The organism is Streptomyces sp. CG4 (assembly GCF_041080655.1).
Taxonomy (GTDB): domain Bacteria; phylum Actinomycetota; class Actinomycetes; order Streptomycetales; family Streptomycetaceae; genus Streptomyces.
In genome coordinates, this window is the sequence record NZ_CP163525.1 from 4,484,643 (window position 1) to 4,501,132 (window position 16,490).

Sequence of the window (16,490 nt, forward strand, 5' to 3'; positions counted from 1 at the left end):
TCACGCCTCACCGCTTGGGCTCGCGGTTGAACTGCGCCTTGGACCACAGATAGCCGAGCAGGCTCAGTCCCAGGCACCACGCCACGGCCAGCACCGCGTTCTTCGTGCCGATCCCGCTGCCCAGCAGCAGTCCGCGCAGGGTCTCGATGGCGGGCGAGAAGGGTTGGTACTCGGCGAACCAGCGGAACCAGCCCGGCATGAGGTGCACCGGCACGAAGGCGCTGCCCAGCAGGGGAAGGATCATCAGCGGCATGCCCAGGTTGCTGGCGCCCTCGGCGTTGGGGCTCGCCAGGCCGATGCCGACGGCGATCCAGATCAGCGCGATGCTGACCAGTGCCAGCAGTCCGACGGCCAGGATCCACTCCAGCGGTGTCGCGTTCGGCCGGAAGCCGATGGCGAGGCCGATGCCCAGCACGAGCAGCAGGGACATCATGGTCTGGATCACGCTGCCGATCACATGGCCGATCAGCACGGAGGCCCGGGAGATGGCCATGGTGCGGAAGCGGGCCATGATGCCCTCGGTCATGTCGGTGACCACGGACACCGCGGTGCCGAGCGAGGTGCCCCCGATGGTCATCATCAGGATGCCGGGGAGCAGGTAGGCGACGTACTGGGAGCGGTCGGCGTGGCCGCCGTTGATGCCGGCACTCATCACGTCACCGAAGACGTAGACGAAGATCAGCAGCAGCATGACCGGCGTGAGCAGGAGGTTCAGGGTGAGGGAGGGGTAGCGGCGGGCGTGCAGGAGGTTGCGCCGCAGCATGGTGAGGTTGTCGCGAACCGCGTAGGTGGCGTTGCTCATCGGAGGGTCTCCTTGCCGGTGGGCTGAGCGGTGGACTGGGCGGGTACGGAGCTTCCGGTCAGGGCGAAGAACACGTCGTCCAGGTCCGGGGTGTGCACGGACAGCTCGTCGGCCTCGATACCGGCGGCGTCGAGCCAGTCGAGGACGGCACGCAGCTCGCGCTGGCTGCCGTCGCTGGGGATCTGCAGGGTGAACGCCTCGTCGTCGCGCGTGGTCTCGCGCAGCGCGGTCGCCGCCCGCTCGTACGCCACCGGGTCGGAGAACCGCAGCCGTACGTGGCCGCCGGGGACCAGCCGCTTCAGCTCCTCGGCGCTGCCCTGGGCGACGAGCTTGCCGCCGTTGAGCACCGCGATCCGGTCGGCGAGCTGGTCGGCCTCCTCCAGGTACTGGGTGGTGAGGAAGACGGTCGTACCGCCCGCGACCAGCTCACGGATGATCCCCCACATGGTGTGCCGGGACCGCGGGTCGAGGCCGGTGGTGGGCTCGTCGAGGAAGATGATCCGCGGGTTGCCGACCAGGGTCATGGCGATGTCGAGGCGGCGCTTCATGCCGCCGGAGTAGGTGGAGGCGGGCTTCTTCGCGGCCTCGACCAGGTCGAAGCGCTCCAGCAGGCCGGCGACGACCCGCCGTCCCTCCCGCCGGGACAGGTGGTTCAGGTCGGCCATCAGCAGCATGTTCTCCTCACCGGTGATCAGCCCGTCCACGGCGGAGAACTGGCCGGTGACCCCGATGGCGGCCCGGACCGCGTGGGCCTCGGAGACGAGGTGGTGCCCGGCGACCCGTGCCTCGCCGGCGTCGGCGGAGATCAGGGTGGACAGGATGTTGACCGCCGTGGTCTTGCCCGCGCCGTTCGGCCCGAGGAGGGAGAAGATCGTGCCCGCGGGCACTTGGATGTCGATGCCGTCGAGGACGGTCTTGTCCCCGTAGGCCTTCCGCAGCCCGGTGGCCGCGATCGCGAGTCCTCGCTCTGTCGTCGTCATGCCGCAGAGCGTGCGCCCTCGCCGGTTCAGAGCGGCTTCAACCGGGTTTCAGCCGGCCGGGCGGGGCCGTGGTGCGCTGAAACCCGCAGGTGGACGGCGGGCGGCGGGCGTGCGGAGCTCGGTGGGACGGGCCCTCCGGCTTCCTCTTAGGCTTCCTCTTAGGCTTGCTCCCGTAGTCCCTCCCGTAGTCCGTGGAGTCCGTGGAGTCATGAGAGAGGTCCCGTTGAGCTTCTGGTCGATCTACCAGCACGGCTTCGCGCGCGTCGCCGCGTGTACGGGCCACACCGTCATCGCCGACCCGGCCGCCAACGCCGAGGCGGTCCTGCGGCATGCGCGCCGGTGTGCCGAGGAGGGCGTGGCCGTCGCCGTGTTCTCGGAGCTGTGCCTGACCGGGTACGCGATCGACGACCTGCTGCTGCAGGACGCGCTGCTCGACGACGTCGAGAAGGCGCTCGCCACCGTCGTGGCCGAGTCGGCGGACCTGCTGCCGGTGCTGGTCGTCGGCGCCCCGCTGCGCCATCGCGACCGGATCTTCAACTGCGCGGTGCTCGTGCACCGCGGCCGGATCCTCGGCGTCGTACCGAAGTCGTACCCGCCGAACTACCGGGAGTTCTACGAGCGCCGGCAGATCGCCGCCGGCGACGACGAGCGCGGCGGAACGATCCGGCTCGGCGGCACGGACGTACCGTTCGGCGTGGACCTGCTCTTCGCGGCGGCGGACGTGCCCGGACTGGTGGTGCACGCGGAGATCTGCGAGGACATGTGGGTCCCGGTGCCGCCGAGCGCGGAGGCGGCGCTGGCCGGCGCGACCGTGCTCGTCAACCTCTCGGGCAGCCCGATCACGGTCGGCCGGGCCGAGGACCGCAAGTTGCTGTGCCGCTCGGCGTCCGCGCGCTGCCTCGCCGCGTACGTCTACGCGGCGGCCGGTCTCGGCGAGTCGACCACCGACCTGTCCTGGGACGGCCAGACCCTGATCTACGAGAACGGCGTGCTGCTGGACGAGAGCGAGCGGTTCCCGCTCGGCGAGCAGTACGCGGTGGCCGACGTCGACCTGGACCTGCTGCGGCAGGAGCGGCAGCGGATGGGCACGTTCGGCGAGAACCGCCGGACCCACGCCGCCCGCACCGGCGACTTCCGCACGGTGTCCTTCGCACTCGCCCCGCCGGCCGCCACCGACCTCGGCCTGCGCCGGCGCGTGGAGCGCTTCCCGTTCGTGCCCGCCGACGCCGATCGGCTCGCCCTCGACTGCTACGAGGCGTACAACATCCAGGTCGCCGGCCTCCAGCAGCGCCTCGCGGCGATCGGCGGACCCAAGGTCGTCATCGGTGTCTCCGGCGGACTCGACTCCACGCACGCCCTGATCGTCGCCGCCCGCGCGATGGACCGGGCCGGCCGCCCGCGCAGCGACATCCTGGGCTTCACCCTGCCCGGCTTCGCCACCAGCGACCACACCAAGGACAACGCACACCGGCTGATGCGGGCCCTCGGCATCACCGCAGCCGAGCTGGACATCACGCCGACCGCGCGGCTCATGCTGAAGGAGATCGGCCACCCCTTCGCCGCCGGCGAACCGGTGTACGACATCACCTTCGAGAACGTCCAGGCGGGCCTGCGCACCGACTACCTGTTCCGGCTGGCCAACCAGCGCGGCGGCATCGTGCTCGGCACCGGCGACCTCTCCGAGCTGGCGCTCGGCTGGTCCACGTACGGCGTCGGCGACCAGATGAGCCACTACAACGTCAACTCCGGTGTTCCGAAGACGCTCATCCAGCACCTCATCCGCTGGGTCATCAGCAGCGAGCAGTTCGACGAGGAGACCGGCAAGATCCTGGCCGCCATCCTGGACACCGAGATCAGCCCCGAACTGGTGCCGGGCGAGGAGATGCAGTCCACGGAGTCGAAGATCGGCCCGTACGCGCTGCACGACTTCACCCTCTTCCACGTCCTGCGCTACGGCTTCCGTCCCTCGAAGATCGCCTTCCTCGCCTGGCACGCCTGGCACGACGCGGAGGCCGGCGCCTGGCCGCCCGGCTTCCCGGAGGCCGACCGCGGCGCGTACGACCTCGCCCAGATCCGGCACTGGCTGGAGGTCTTCATCCGCCGCTTCTTCGCCTTCTCCCAGTTCAAGCGCTCGGCCATGCCGAACGGCCCGAAGGTCTCGGCGGGCGGCGCCCTGTCCCCCCGCGGCGACTGGCGGGCCCCGTCGGACGGCAACGCACACGCCTGGCTGCGGGACTTGGAGCGGTTCGACCTTACGGAGGCCTAGGCCAGGCCTGGGCCGCCCTGAAGGCGCCGCGGCGTCCGGCGCGTCTCAGTTGTTCCAGGTCTCGTCGTACGGGTCGTGCGGCACCGGGACCGGCCTCGCCGAGGTCACCTTCAGATACGGGATGGGCCCGTTGTTGACCGGGTCGTGCGTGAGGCGCGGGGAATAGGTGCCGGTCACCTCCAGCCAGGCGTCCGGGCGCAGCACCGGGGGCAGCTCACCGGTCAGGGCGATCTTGACCGGCTGGGCGTCCGCGGCACAGCAGTTGAGCGCCATCCGGACCAGGTACGGCGCCCCCGAGTGGTCCAGGGCGAGGAAGCCGGTGAGGCGGACCGGGCGGCCGTGCAGGGAGCGGCCGTGGTCGTAGGCCGCGCGGGAGGCGTAGTCGATCACGGAGAGCGGGGCCGGGTCGGCCGCGGGCAGTTTGCCGTAGGCGTACTGCTTCTGCAGGGCCGTACCGGAACGCAGCGCGCTGTAGGAGCCGAGGGCGGGCGGGGCGACGAGGATGAGGGCGAGGAGGGGGAGCAGCAGCAGCCAGGAGATCCGGGGTTCGGGGTGCCCGTGGTCGTCGGCGTGTCCCCCGGCGAGGGCCTGGCGTCGGGTCCGTCGGTGCTCGTACCAGACCGTCGCCAGCGCCGCCGCGATCAGGACCGCGCCCGAGGCCAGCAGCAGCGGCTGCAGGCCCGCCTTGACGTACCGCAGATACAGGCCGGTGCTGCCCGCGTGCAGCAGGGCGGCGCCGAGCAGGAACATGACGGCGGCCTGCGCCTGGCGGTTCACAACAGCACCGCCGAGGTCACCACGGCGCCCGCGAGGGCCATCGCGAACGTGGCGGGCGCGAAGCGGAGCGCGAAGGCGCGGCCGAAGGTGCCGGCCTGCATCGCGAAGAGCTTGAGGTCGATCATCGGGCCCACCACCAGGAACACCAGCTTGGCCGTCAGGGAGAACTGGGTGAGGGAGGCCGCGACGAACGCGTCCGCCTCCGAGCAGATGGACAGCAGCACGGCCAGCACGGCGAGGGCGAGCACGGAGAAGACGGGGCTTCCGGCCGCCGCGCGCAGCCAGTCCGCCGGGGTGGCCGCCTTCAGCGTGGCCGCGGCCATCGCGCCGAGCACCAGGAATCCGCCGGCGTGCATGGTGTCGTGCCGTACCGAGTTCCAGAACGCCTCCCCCTTCGTCGCGCCCTCGTGCGCGCCGTGGGCCGGCGGGCGCAGCCATTCGGTGCGGCCCAGCCGCTGCCACAGCCAGCCCATCGCGCACGCCACCAGCAGGCTCGCCAGGAACCGGCCCAGCACCATCTCCGGGTCGCGCGGGAAGGCGACGGCGGTGGCGGTCAGCACGATCGGGTTGATCGCGGGGGCGGAGAGGAGGAAGGCGAGGGCGGCGGCCGGGGTGACGCCCCTGCGCACCAGGGCGCCCGCCACCGGCACCGACGCGCACTCGCAGCCGGGCAGGATCGCGCCCGCGACCCCGGCGACCGGCACGGCGAGGGCGGGGCGGCGCGGCAGGGCGCGGGCGAAGAAGGACGGGGGCACGAACACCGCGATCGCCGCCGACAGCAGCACGCCGAGCACCAGGAACGGCAGCGCCTGCACGGTCACCGCGACGAACACCGTCATCCAGCTCTGCATCAGCGGGGTGCCGAGGAACCCGCGGATCGGGGACTGGGCGAGCACCGCCAGCAGCAGAATCAGCGTCAGCACCAAGGGGGAGCTGAGCCGCCGGCTCTCGGGACCGGGCTCGGGGCCGGCCTCCGTGCCCGGCGGGGCGTCTTCGGTGATGGCCACGTACGGTTACCTCCGGCTGGCTGTCCTGGTGCGCTCCCTCCCCGTCAGTACGCGGGGCGGCGCACGGGTGTTCACGGCACTGCTGGAACCACCCGTGTCCTTGGGGCAGTCTTCTCCCTCGTGGCGAGCGTTCCGAATCAAGGGGGGCCGGGTGCCCCGCCGGCGCACATGGTGGTGTGCGGTGACGACGGGCTCGCGCACCGGCTGGCCGCCGAGTTGCGCGGAGTCTACGGCGAGCAGGTCACCCTCGTGGTACCGCCGAACGAGCGCACCGTCCGGCCTCCGGTGGTCGGCCGGGCCCGGTTGGCCTCGGCCGCGCTGTTCGACCGGGTGGTGAGCGCCACGGTTGGCCGCGCCGGCACCGGATCCGGGTCGGGATCCGGGCCGGGATCCGGATCGGCCACGACGGCCACGGGCACCGGCAACGGCAACAACGGCGGTGACACCACACGGGTGTTGGCGTCCCCCGAGATCACCGAGGCCGTGCTCGCCGAGGCCGGGGTGGAACGGGCCACCGCGCTCGCCCTCGTCTTCGACGACGACGAGACCAACATCCGGGCCGCGCTGACCGCCCGCCGGCTCAACCCGCGGATCCGGCTCGTCCTCCGGCTCTACAACCGGCGGTTGGGCCAGCACATCGAGGAACTCCTCGACCAGGCCGCCGCGTTGGCCACCGGCGACGGCGAGGGCGGCCGGGACGCTTCCACCACCGTGCTGTCCGACGCCGACACCGCCGCGCCCGCGCTGGCGGCCACCGCCGTCGCCGGCACCAGCAAGGTCGTCCAGACCGAGGGGCTGCTGCTGCGGGCCGTCGAACGACCCACGGCCGGCGCCGGGTTGTGCACGCTCGCCCTGCTCTCGCCCACCGGTACGGACCCCGAGGGCAGCGGGGACCAGGAGCCGCGGCTGCTGCCGGACGACGACGAGGTACGGCAGGCTGGCGGGCGGGCGGCCGTGGTGCTGGAGCAGGTGTCCTCGGCGGGCGGCGGGGAGTCGGCCGTGCCCGGCCGGGGCGGGGTGCCGCCGCTCGCCTCTCTGTTCTCGCGGCGGCTGCGGTGGTCGCTGGCGGGCATGGTGGCCTGCGTGGTCGCCCTCGCGGTGGCGCTGTGGGTGGCCACCCCCGGGATCCATCCGCTGCGGGCCTTCTACTACACCCTTCTCGACCTGTTCGCGATCGACAACCCCGCCATCGGGGAGCCACTGAGCCGGCAAATCCTTCAACTCCTCTCCGGGCTGGTCGGGTTACTGCTGCTTCCGGTGCTGATGGCGGCCGTGCTGGAGGCGCTCGGTACCTTCCGCACCGCCTCCGCCCTGCGCAAGCCGCCGCGCGGCCTCGGCGGGCATGTGGTGCTGCTCGGGCTGGGGAAGATCGGTACCCGGGTGCTGACCCGGCTGCGCGAGCTGAACATCCCCGTCGTGTGCGTCGAGTCCGATCCGGAGGCGCGGGGCCTCGCGACCGCGCGGCGGCTGCGGGTGCCGGTGGTGCTCGGCGATGTCACCCAGGAAGGGGTGCTGGAGTCCGCCAAGATCCACCGGGCGTACGCGCTGCTCGCGGTGACCAGCGCGGACACCACGAACCTGGAGGCCGTGCTGTACGCCCGCTCCGTACGGCCCGATCTGCGGGTGGTGCTACGGCTGTACGACGACGACTTCGCCACCGCCGTGTACCGGACGCTGCGGGCGGCGTATCCGCATGCGCTGACCCGGAGCCGGAGCGTCACGCATCTGGCCGCGCCCGCGTTCGCCGGGGCGATGCTGGGGCGGCAGGTGCTCGGTGCGATCGCGGTGGAGCGGAGGGTGCTGCTGTTCGCCGCGGTCGATGTGGCCGGGCATCCCCGACTGGAGGGGCACACCGTACGGGACGCCTTCCGGGCCGGGTCCTGGAGAGTACTGGCCCTGGAGGGCCGCACCGACACGGCACCGGACCACGTACTGGAGAAGGGCGACCGTGTCGTGGTCGCCGCCACCCGCAGAGGCCTGGCAGAACTCCGCTGACCCTCACGGGCCCACCCACCCGACTCGGTCGGCAGCGAAGTTCTGCCCGGGGCGCACCCCTACGCTCCCAAGTGCCGTTCCGCGAAGTCCATTTCCAGTCTGAGCTGCTTGATCCGCTCGTCGACCACCAGGGAGCCGTGGCCGGCGTCGTAGCGGTAGACCTCGTGGGTCGCGCCTCTTGCCTCCAGGCGCTTGACGTAGTTGTCGATCTGGCGGATCGGGCAGCGGGGGTCGTTGACGCCCGCCGAGATGTAGACGGGGGCCTTGACGTCGTCGACGTAGGTCAGCGGGGACGAGGCCTCGAAGCGCTCGGGGACCTCCTCGGGGGTGCCGCCCAGCAGGGTGCGGTCCATGGCCTTCAGGGCCTCCATCTCGTCGTGGTACGCGGTGACGTAGTCCGCGACGGGCACGACCGCGATGCCCACCGTCCACGCGTCGGGCTGGGTGCCGAGCCCGAGCAGGGTGAGATAGCCGCCCCAGGAGCCGCCGGTGAGGATCAGACGGGCGGGGTCGGCGAGGCCGGAGGCGACGGCCCAGTCGCGCACCGCGGCCACGTCCTCCAGCTCGATCAGGCCGACCCGATGCTTCAGGGCGTCGGTCCAGGCGCGGCCGTAGCCGGTGGAGCCGCGGTAGTTGACGCGGATCACCGCGTAGCCCTGGTCGACCCAGGCGGCCGGGCCCGCGGCGAAGGAGTCGCTGTCGTGCCACGTCGGGCCGCCGTGCAGGTCGAAGACCGTGGGGAGAGGGCCGGTGGCGCCGGCCGGCTTCTGGATCAGGGCGTGGATACGGCCGCCGGGGCCCTCCACCCAGGCGTCCTCCACCGGCACCGACGGCGGGCAGACCATGCCCGGGGGGTCCAGGACGACGCGGCCCTGCGTCGAGCGCACCGCCGGCGGCTCGGCGGCCGACGACCACAGATACTCCACGCTGCCGTCGGGGCGGGCCGTGGCGCCGGAGACCGTGCCGGGCGGGGTGGGGATACGGGTCAGCTCGCGGGTCGCCAGGTCGTAGCGGAACAGCTCGCTGCGGGCCTCGAAGCCGTGGGCGATGAGCAGGGCCGAGCCGTCCGGATACCACTCGGCGCTGACGTCACCGGGCAGGTCCAGGGCGAGGTCGGTCTCCTCGCCCGTGGCCACGTCCCACACCAGCGGCTCCCAGCGGCCCCGGCGCTGATGGCCGATGAGCAGGCGGGCGTCGCCGTGCACCGGCGCGAAGCCCAGCACCTCCAGGCCCAGCTCCTCGGTGCCGCCCTTGGTGTCGTCCAGCTCGGCGACCGGCGTGCCGTCCGGGCGGAGCACGCGCAGCGCCGCGTGCATGGCGTCGCCGTGCTCGGTGTGCTCGATCGCGATCAGGGAGCCGTCGTGCGAGAGGTCGCCGACGCCCGCCGACTCGCGGTGCCGGTAGATCTCCACCGGGTCCGCGCCCTCGCGCGCGAGGTGCAGCGTCGTACCGTCCTCGTCCGTGGAGCGGCCGACGACCGCCGTGCGGCCGTCGCGGGCCAGGGCGAGCCCGGCCGGGTAGGAGGGGGCGAGGCCCGGGACGGCCGGCTCGTCCGCCCCGCCGCCGAAGGACTGGCGGCGCCAGATGCCGAACTCGTCGCCGTCCTTGTCGTCGAACCACCAGATCCAGGCGCCGTCCGGGGAGAGCACGCCGTCCGTCGTGCCGTTCGGCCGGTCCGTCGCCTGCCGCTGCTCGCCTGTCGCCCGGTCCCAGGCATACAGCTCGTACGTCCCCGTCGCGTTCGACACGAACAGGGAGCGGTGCGGCGCATCCTCCGCCCAGTCGGGCAGCGACACCCGCGGCGCCCGGAAGCGCTTCTCCCAGTCCGGCATGTCCGGCTTGCTCGCCGGCGTACTCGACGTACTGCTCTCACTCATCGCCCCAGTCATGCGCCCATACTGCCTGGCCGCGCCGACAATTGGCTGGCGCATGTGCGCAGCCTGTGGATAACTTCCCCAACGTGAGCACAGAGACGACTTCCGTGTCCGGTCCCTCGAACTGGCGTGAGGACAATCGAGCTATGTGGGACGAAAGGGTCCCCGTCCATGTCGCCGGTGAGTACTACGACCTCGACGGCTTCCGGGCCTGCCGGGACGCCCTGCGGGATTTCGAGACGGCCGAGGTCGGCGACGTCACCGGCAGGACCCTGCTGCATCTGCAGTGCCACATCGGGACCGACACCCTCTCCTGGGCCCACCGGGGCGCCGCCCGCGTCGTCGGCCTGGACTTCTCCGCCCCCGCCGTCGAGGCGGCCCGCACCCTCGCGGCCGACCTCGGCTACGGCCCCGAGCGCGCGGCCTTCGTCACCAGCGACGTGTACGACGCGGCGCGGGCGGTGCCCGAGGCGTCGTACGACATCGTCTACACCGGGCTGGGCGCGCTGTGCTGGCTGCCCGACATCCGCCGCTGGGCCAAGACGGCCGCCTCGCTCGTCGCGCCCGGCGGCTTCCTCTATCTCGCCGAGTTCCATCCGCTCACCGAGGCCCTGGACGACGCGACGGGTTCGCGGATCGTGCACGACTACTTCCGCCGCGAGGCCCAGGTGTGGGACGAGCCCGGCACCTACGCCGACCCGGACGCCCCCACCGTCCACAACCGCAGCGTGGAGTGGCAGCACACCCTCGGCGACGTCGTCTCCGCGCTCGCCGCGGCCGGGCTGCGCATCGAGTTCCTGCACGAGCACGACGTGTCGCTCTTCCCGCGCTTCGAGAACTTCGAGATCCGGGACGGCTATCACCGCTTCCCGGCGGACCATCCGCGCATCCCGCTGATCTACTCGCTGAAGGCCACCAAGGGCTGACCGCCGGCACCGGCCGAGGAGTGCCCCGCGAGCCGGGGCCGGGCGGCGGCGCCGTACCGTGGAGGGCGTGTACCGGTTTCTGCTGACACCCCGCTGGTGGGGCATCAACGTCTTCGTGCTGCTCGCCATCCCGTTCTGCGTCTTCATGGGGTCGTGGCAGCTGAGCCGGTTCGAGGGGCGGGTGCACGACAGTCGCGCCGCGACCGAGCGGGCCGCCTCCGACCAGCAAGAGACCGCACAGCCGCTGGACCGGATGCTGCCCGTCGACAAGGCGACCTCGGGCCGCCGGGTCACGGCGAGCGGTCACTACGGCAAGCAGCTGCTGGTGCCCGGCCGGCAGCTGGACGACAAGAGCGGCTTCTACGTCCTCACCCTGCTGCGCACGGACTCCGGCAAGGCGCTGCCCGTGGTGCGGGGCTGGCTGCCGGGCACGGCCGACGCGGCGAGGGCGCCCGCGCCACCGAGCGGTGAAGTCACCGTCACCGGCGCGCTGCAGGCGTCCGAGACGCCCGGGGACAACGGGGTCGGCGCGCAGGGCGGGCTGCCGGCCGGGCAGACGGCGGCGATCAGCTCGGCGTCACTGGTGAACCTGGTGCCGGACCGGCTGTACGACGCGTGGATCACCCTCGACAGGGCCGACTCCGGGATGAAGGCCGTACCCGCGAGCGCGCCGGACGGCACCGGGCTGGACCTGAAGGCGTTCCAGAACCTCGGCTACACCGGCGAGTGGTTCGTCTTCGCCGGGTTCGTGGTGTTCATGTGGTTCCGGCTGCTGCGACGCGAGGTGGAGGCGGCTCGGGACGCCGCCCTGGGCCTCACCCCGGAGGAGGAGTCGCCGACGCCCGTCACGGCGGACCGCACCGCGGTTCCCTAGCGGCGCGGGAACCGTCGGACCATGACCCGGGCCACCCCGTTTCTACGACCCGGCCAGCACCCCGGTGTAATACACCGTCCCCGCGCACTCCCCCGGCACGGTCGCCGTGGCCGAGGGTGAGCCGCCCTGGCCGGTATGCGTGATCCGCACGCTCCCGCCCGCCGTGCCGTCCTCGGCCGCCGGCTGGGTGGCGGTGCCCCCCGGGCCCGCACCGTCGGCCGAACCACCGGAGGCGGTCGGCGTCGGATCCGGCGACGCACCCCCCGTACCCGACCCCCCGGTGGGGCTGGTGGTGGGGCAGCCCTGCGAGGGCACGAAGGCGAACTTCTCCTCGTAGGCCGAGCCCGGCTGCAGGACCAGCCCGGAGACCTCCTGCGAGGGATCGGGCAGGCTGGTCGCCGCGTCCCCGGCCGCATGCCGTACGGCGCTGATCCGGGTCTTGTCGGCCGCGCCCACCGCGGTCGGGGTGACGGTGCCCGCGCCGACGACGGTACACGCGCCGGAGGAGACGTTGGCGACGCGGAACGTGCCGTAGACCACGCCCGCGGAGTCGGGGGCGTCGGCGGTGCCGGTCGCGGAGCCCAGCTGGGCCGGCTTGCACTGCGGGACCCCGCCCGCGGCGAGGGTGGGGGACGGGTTGACGCCGCCGGTGGAGCCGGTGGTGCCGCCGCCGGGCCTGGCTTTCCCGCCGGGCTTGCCGGACGGCCTGCCGGGCTGGACGCTCGTACTGCCGGGGCCCTTGCCGGTGCCCGTGTCGCCGCCCTGGTCCGGGCTCTGCCCGGTGCCGCCCTGGGCCTGCGAGGACTGGCCGGCCATGGCGGTGTCGGGCTCGGTGCCGCCGGAGTGGGAGACGTGCACGAGGGCCGGGATCGCGGTGCCGATGAACAGGGCCGCGGCGGCCATGCCGACGGCGGCCTGCCGCTTGCGCGCCCGCCGCGCGGGCACGGCCCGGCGCAGCCGGTCCAGCGTGCCGGTACGCGGTTCGAGGTCGTCGACCGCGGAGTGCAGCATCCGCCGCAGGGCCAGCTCGTCGTCACCGAGCCCGGCGAGATCCACCCGGGGGCCGTCCGAACCCGGTCCGGACCCGTCCGGGCCGGGTCCGGATCCCCCGGCTGCGAAGCCCGCGCCGCGCCCGTCAGGACCCGAACCGGACCCCGCGGGCCCGTTCCCGCGCCCCTCGGCACCGCGGCCACGCTCCTCGGCGCCCGGGTCATGCCCCGCAGGACCCAGTTCGAGCCCCTCGGGACCCTTCTCGTCGGGGCCGTGGTTCACAGTTCCGTTCCCAGCGTGCGGTTGCGTGTGGTCTTGCTCGTCCCGGTCCGCCGGTTCGTGCCAGGCGAAGGGCTCATGACGTTCGTGGGAGTGGCGTTCATCTGAATCGCCCCCTTCGGCTCGCGCGCTCATGCCGGTGCCTCCATGGCCACGCGCAGCGCGGCGATGCCCCGTGAGCCGTAGGCCTTCACCGAACCCAGCGAGATCCCGAGGCTCTCGGCGACCTGGGCCTCGGTCATGTCCGCGAAGTAGCGCAGCACCAGGACCTCGCGCTGGCGGCGCTGCAGGCCCTTCATGGCCTTGATGAGGTCGCGGCGCTCCAGCTGGTCGTAGGCGCCCTCCTCCGCGCTCGCCATGTCCGGCATCGGCTTGGAGAGCAGCTTCAGGCCGAGGATGCGGCGGCGCAGCGTGGAGCGGGAGAGGTTGACGACCGTCTGGCGGAGGTACGCGAGGGTCTTCTCGGGGTCGCGGACGCGCTTGCGGGCGGAGTGCACGCGGATGAAGGCCTCCTGGACGACGTCCTCGCAGGAGGCGGTGTCGTCGAGGAGCAGCGCGGCGAGACCGAGCAGCGAGCGGTAGTGCGCCCGGTAGGTCTCGGTGAGGTGGTCGACGGTCGTACCGGCGGCGGCCGTCGCCGCGGCCTCGTCGGAGTCGTCACGCTGACTGGGTATGCGGGCGGGCCGCGCTGCGGGCATGGGCGCGATCACCGGCATGCCGCCGGGCGTGCGGGGCCGGAGCGCCGCACGGGGCGGCCGGAGGGCCGCCGCGCCGCGGGCCGCGCTGAGTTCGAGTACCTCTGCCACGCCAGTTGGACACGCCCACCCCCGCCAGGGTTGTACGTGCGGGGTGTCACATGTGCGACATCCGGCCGTACGTCAAGTGCCGTCATGCGTCCCGCTCTTCCCTTATGTCCTGTATGAACGGGCGTCCCCACGCCCCGATCACGGCGCCCCCACGCCAGGATCCTCACGCCCACGGCCCCGCAAGGGCGACCGCAAAGACGCTCCCCGCCCTGCAAGCGGTTGCGCGGGGCGGGGAGGAGGTTCCTGTGGTGATCTTCCGTTGCCGGTACAGCCTGGTTCAAGTGGTCCGGACCATGCTTCTGAACACATTTCTTACGGAGATCCTACAAATGGCACTCAGGAGAACTCCGACGCCACCAGCTCCGCGATCTGCGCGGTGTTCAGCGCCGCTCCCTTGCGGAGGTTGTCCCCGCAGACGAAGAGTTCCAGCGCGGTCGGGTCGTCCAGGGCCCGCCGCAGCCGGCCCACCCAGGTCGGGTCGGTGCCCACCACGTCCGCGGGGGTCGGGAACTCACCGGCGGCCGGGTCGTCGCACAGCACCACCCCGGGCGCCGTCGCGAGGATCTCCCGGGCCCGGTCGACCGTCACGTCGCCCTGGAAGCGGGCGTGGACGGTGAGGGAATGGGTGGTGATCACGGGGACGCGTACGCAGGTCACGGCGACGGGCAGCTGCGGCAGCCCGAGGATCTTGCGGGCCTCGTCGCGGACCTTCATCTCCTCCGACGACCAGCCGTCCTCCCGCAGCGACCCGGCCCACGGCACGACGTTCAGCGCGACCGGCTCCGGGAACGGCCCGGTGTCCTCGCCGACGACCCGCCGTACGTCACCGGGCTTGGTGCCCAGCTCGGTCCCGGCCACCAGGGACAGCTGGGCCCGGAGCGTGTCCACACCGGCCCGCCCGGCCCCGCTCACCGCCTGGTACGACGACACCACCAGCTCGCGCAGCCCGAACTCGGCGTGCAGCGCGCCCAGGGCGACGATCATCGTCAGGGTCGTGCAGTTGGGGTTGGCGATGATCCCGCGCGGCCGGGTCCGTACCGCGTGCGGGTTGACCTCGGGCACCACGAGCGGCACCTCGGGGTGCAGCCGGAAGGCGGCGGAGTTGTCGACGACGACCACGCCCCGCGCGGCGGCGATCGGCGCCCAATGCTCGGCGACCTCGTCCGGGACGTCGAACATCGCGATGTCGACCCCGTCGAAGGCCTCTTCGCTGAGGGCCACCACCTCGACCTCCTCCCCGCGCACGGCCAGCTTGCGGCCGGCCGAGCGCGGGGAGGCGATCAGGCGGATCTCGCCCCAGATGTCCGCGTGCTGGGACAGGATCTGGAGCATGACCGCGCCGACGGCCCCGGTCGCTCCCACGACCGCGAGCGTCGGCTTGCCGGTCATCGTCGTACGCCTCCGTGCGTCGTGGCGCCGGTCATCGGCCGGTGCCGCCATAGACGACAGCCTCGTCGGTGTCGGAGTCGAGCCCGAAGGCGGTGTGCACGGCGCGCACGGCCTCCGGCACGTCGTCCTCGCGGGTGACGACCGAGATACGGATCTCCGAGGTGGAGATCAGCTCGATGTTCACGCCCGCGGCGGACAGCGCCTCGAAGAAGGACGCGGTGACCCCGGGGTTGGTCTTCATACCCGCGCCGACCAGCGAGATCTTGCCGATCTGGTCGTCGTACCGAAGGGAATCGAAGCCGATCCCCGGCCGGTTCTTCTCCAGCGCGTCGATGGCCTTGCGGCCCTCGGTCTTCGGCAGCGTGAAGGAGATGTCCGTCAGGCCGGTGGAGGCGGCGGACACGTTCTGCACGACCATGTCGATGTTGATCTCGGCATCGGCGATGGTCCGGAAGATCGCCGCAGCCTCACCCGGCTTGTCCGGCACACCGACGACCGTGATCTTGGCCTCGGAGGTGTCGTGCGCGACACCGGAGATGATGGCCTGCTCCACCTTCTTGTCCCCAATCGGCTCACTGCTGACCCACGTGCCCTGCAGCCCACTGAAGCTGGACCGGACGTGGATCGGGATGTTGTAGCGGCGGGCGTACTCCACACAGCGGTGGAGCAGCACCTTGGAGCCGGAGGCGGCGAGCTCCAGCATGTCCTCGAAGGAGATCCAGTCGATCTTCTTCGCCTTCTTCACCACGCGCGGGTCGGCGGTGAACACGCCGTCGACGTCGGTGTAGATCTCGCAGACCTCGGCGTCGAGCGCGGCGGCGAGCGCCACGGCCGTCGTGTCGGAACCGCCACGGCCCAGCGTGGTGATGTCCTTCTTGTCGGCACTCACGCCCTGGAACCCGGCGACGATCGCGATGTTGCCCTTGTCGAGCGAGTCCCGGATCCGGCCGGGCGTGACGTCGATGATCCGGGCTTTGTTGTGGACCGAGTCGGTGATGACGCCTGCCTGGCTGCCGGTGAAGGACTGGGCCTCGTGGCCCAGGTTTTTGATCGCCATCGCCAGCAGGGCCATGGAGATCCGCTCCCCGGCGGTCAGCAGCATGTCGAATTCGCGCCCGGCAGGCATCGGCGAAACCTGCTCGGCGAGATCGATCAGCTCGTCCGTCGTGTCGCCCATCGCGGAAACGACGACGACAACCTGGTTGCCGTTCTTCTTCGCTTCCACGATCCGCTTGGCGACGCGCTTGATGCCTTCGGCATCGGCTACGGAGGAGCCTCCGTACTTCTGCACGACAAGGCCCACGTGCGCTCCTCGCTCGGTTCGTTTGTGTCGGCTCAGTCTAACGAGCGCCCGAATTCCACCGGCCTGCTCCCGCATGGTGAGACATACATCGGTGGCATCGAATGGTGCGGCATCGGACGTCCGCGTCCCGCATCTGCCCAGCCTCCGCCGGACCACGCGGAAAAGTGCCCCGCGTCACAGTCGTAACCGCATTAGGTTTCAACTATCAAGGAGACGCACGGG

At 72.1% G+C, this 16,490-nt stretch carries 13 protein-coding genes; 4 read left to right on the forward strand and 9 right to left on the reverse strand.

What is annotated here, in order from left to right:
- Positions 1–7: 7 nt before the first annotated feature.
- Both AB5L52_RS20360 and AB5L52_RS20365 read right to left on the reverse strand, forming a co-directional pair.
- On the reverse strand, positions 8–802 hold the full coding sequence (locus AB5L52_RS20360; protein ID WP_351766581.1) for an ABC transporter permease: 795 nt from the start codon (positions 800–802) through the stop codon (positions 8–10).
- Positions 799–1,782: an ATP-binding cassette domain-containing protein gene (locus AB5L52_RS20365; RefSeq protein ID WP_351025993.1), complete on the reverse strand. Its 984-nt coding sequence runs from the start codon at positions 1,780–1,782 to the stop codon at positions 799–801. Before AB5L52_RS20365 ends, AB5L52_RS20360 begins: the two co-directional genes overlap by 4 nt.
- Before the next feature lie 208 nt (positions 1,783–1,990).
- Here AB5L52_RS20365 and AB5L52_RS20370 point away from each other — a divergent pair, with 208 nt between their 5' ends.
- Complete coding sequence (locus AB5L52_RS20370) at positions 1,991–4,048, forward strand: NAD(+) synthase (RefSeq protein WP_369365444.1); 2,058 nt, start codon at positions 1,991–1,993, stop codon at positions 4,046–4,048.
- Positions 4,049–4,093: 45 nt separating this feature from the next.
- On the opposite strand, the gene AB5L52_RS20375 is transcribed toward AB5L52_RS20370, so the two are convergent.
- On the reverse strand, positions 4,094–4,825 hold the full coding sequence (locus AB5L52_RS20375; protein ID WP_369365446.1) for a TIGR03943 family protein: 732 nt from the start codon (positions 4,823–4,825) through the stop codon (positions 4,094–4,096).
- Complete coding sequence (locus AB5L52_RS20380) at positions 4,822–5,832, reverse strand: permease (protein ID WP_369365448.1); 1,011 nt, start codon at positions 5,830–5,832, stop codon at positions 4,822–4,824. Before AB5L52_RS20380 ends, AB5L52_RS20375 begins: the two co-directional genes overlap by 4 nt.
- Positions 5,833–6,000: 168 nt before the next feature.
- Here AB5L52_RS20380 and AB5L52_RS20385 point away from each other — a divergent pair, with 168 nt between their 5' ends.
- Complete coding sequence (locus tag AB5L52_RS20385; protein WP_351025970.1) at positions 6,001–7,827, forward strand: NAD-binding protein; 1,827 nt, start codon at positions 6,001–6,003, stop codon at positions 7,825–7,827.
- Positions 7,828–7,886: 59 nt separating this feature from the next.
- Here the strand turns inward: AB5L52_RS20385 and AB5L52_RS20390 are convergent, their stop codons facing one another.
- Positions 7,887–9,704 carry a prolyl oligopeptidase family serine peptidase gene (locus AB5L52_RS20390; RefSeq protein ID WP_369365450.1) on the reverse strand — a complete coding sequence of 606 codons (1,818 nt, stop codon included), beginning with the start codon at positions 9,702–9,704 and terminating at the stop codon, positions 7,887–7,889.
- Between the two features lie 143 nt (positions 9,705–9,847).
- On the opposite strand from AB5L52_RS20390, the gene AB5L52_RS20395 reads away from it, so the two are divergent.
- On the forward strand, positions 9,848–10,627 hold the full coding sequence (locus AB5L52_RS20395) for a class I SAM-dependent methyltransferase (RefSeq protein ID WP_369365452.1): 780 nt from the start codon (positions 9,848–9,850) through the stop codon (positions 10,625–10,627).
- Positions 10,628–10,694: 67 nt separating this feature from the next.
- Entirely contained in the window at positions 10,695–11,501 is an 807-nt protein-coding gene (locus AB5L52_RS20400) for an SURF1 family protein (RefSeq protein WP_369365454.1), read from the forward strand.
- Between the two features lie 42 nt (positions 11,502–11,543).
- Here the strand turns inward: AB5L52_RS20400 and AB5L52_RS20405 are convergent, their stop codons facing one another.
- From AB5L52_RS20405 to AB5L52_RS20420, 4 genes are all read right to left on the reverse strand, one after another.
- Entirely contained in the window at positions 11,544–12,557 is a 1,014-nt protein-coding gene (locus AB5L52_RS20405) for a hypothetical protein (RefSeq protein WP_369365456.1), read from the reverse strand.
- Positions 12,558–12,901: 344 nt separating this feature from the next.
- The gene (locus AB5L52_RS20410; RefSeq protein WP_351025954.1) at positions 12,902–13,576 is read right to left on the reverse strand and encodes a SigE family RNA polymerase sigma factor; all 675 of its coding nucleotides are present in this window, start codon (positions 13,574–13,576) and stop codon (positions 12,902–12,904) included.
- Positions 13,577–13,912: 336 nt separating this feature from the next.
- The gene (locus tag AB5L52_RS20415) at positions 13,913–14,965 is read right to left on the reverse strand and encodes an aspartate-semialdehyde dehydrogenase (protein WP_369365459.1); all 1,053 of its coding nucleotides are present in this window, start codon (positions 14,963–14,965) and stop codon (positions 13,913–13,915) included.
- Between the two features lie 31 nt (positions 14,966–14,996).
- Positions 14,997–16,268: an aspartate kinase gene (locus AB5L52_RS20420; protein ID WP_351566782.1), complete on the reverse strand. Its 1,272-nt coding sequence runs from the start codon at positions 16,266–16,268 to the stop codon at positions 14,997–14,999.
- Positions 16,269–16,490: the final 222 nt, after the last annotated feature.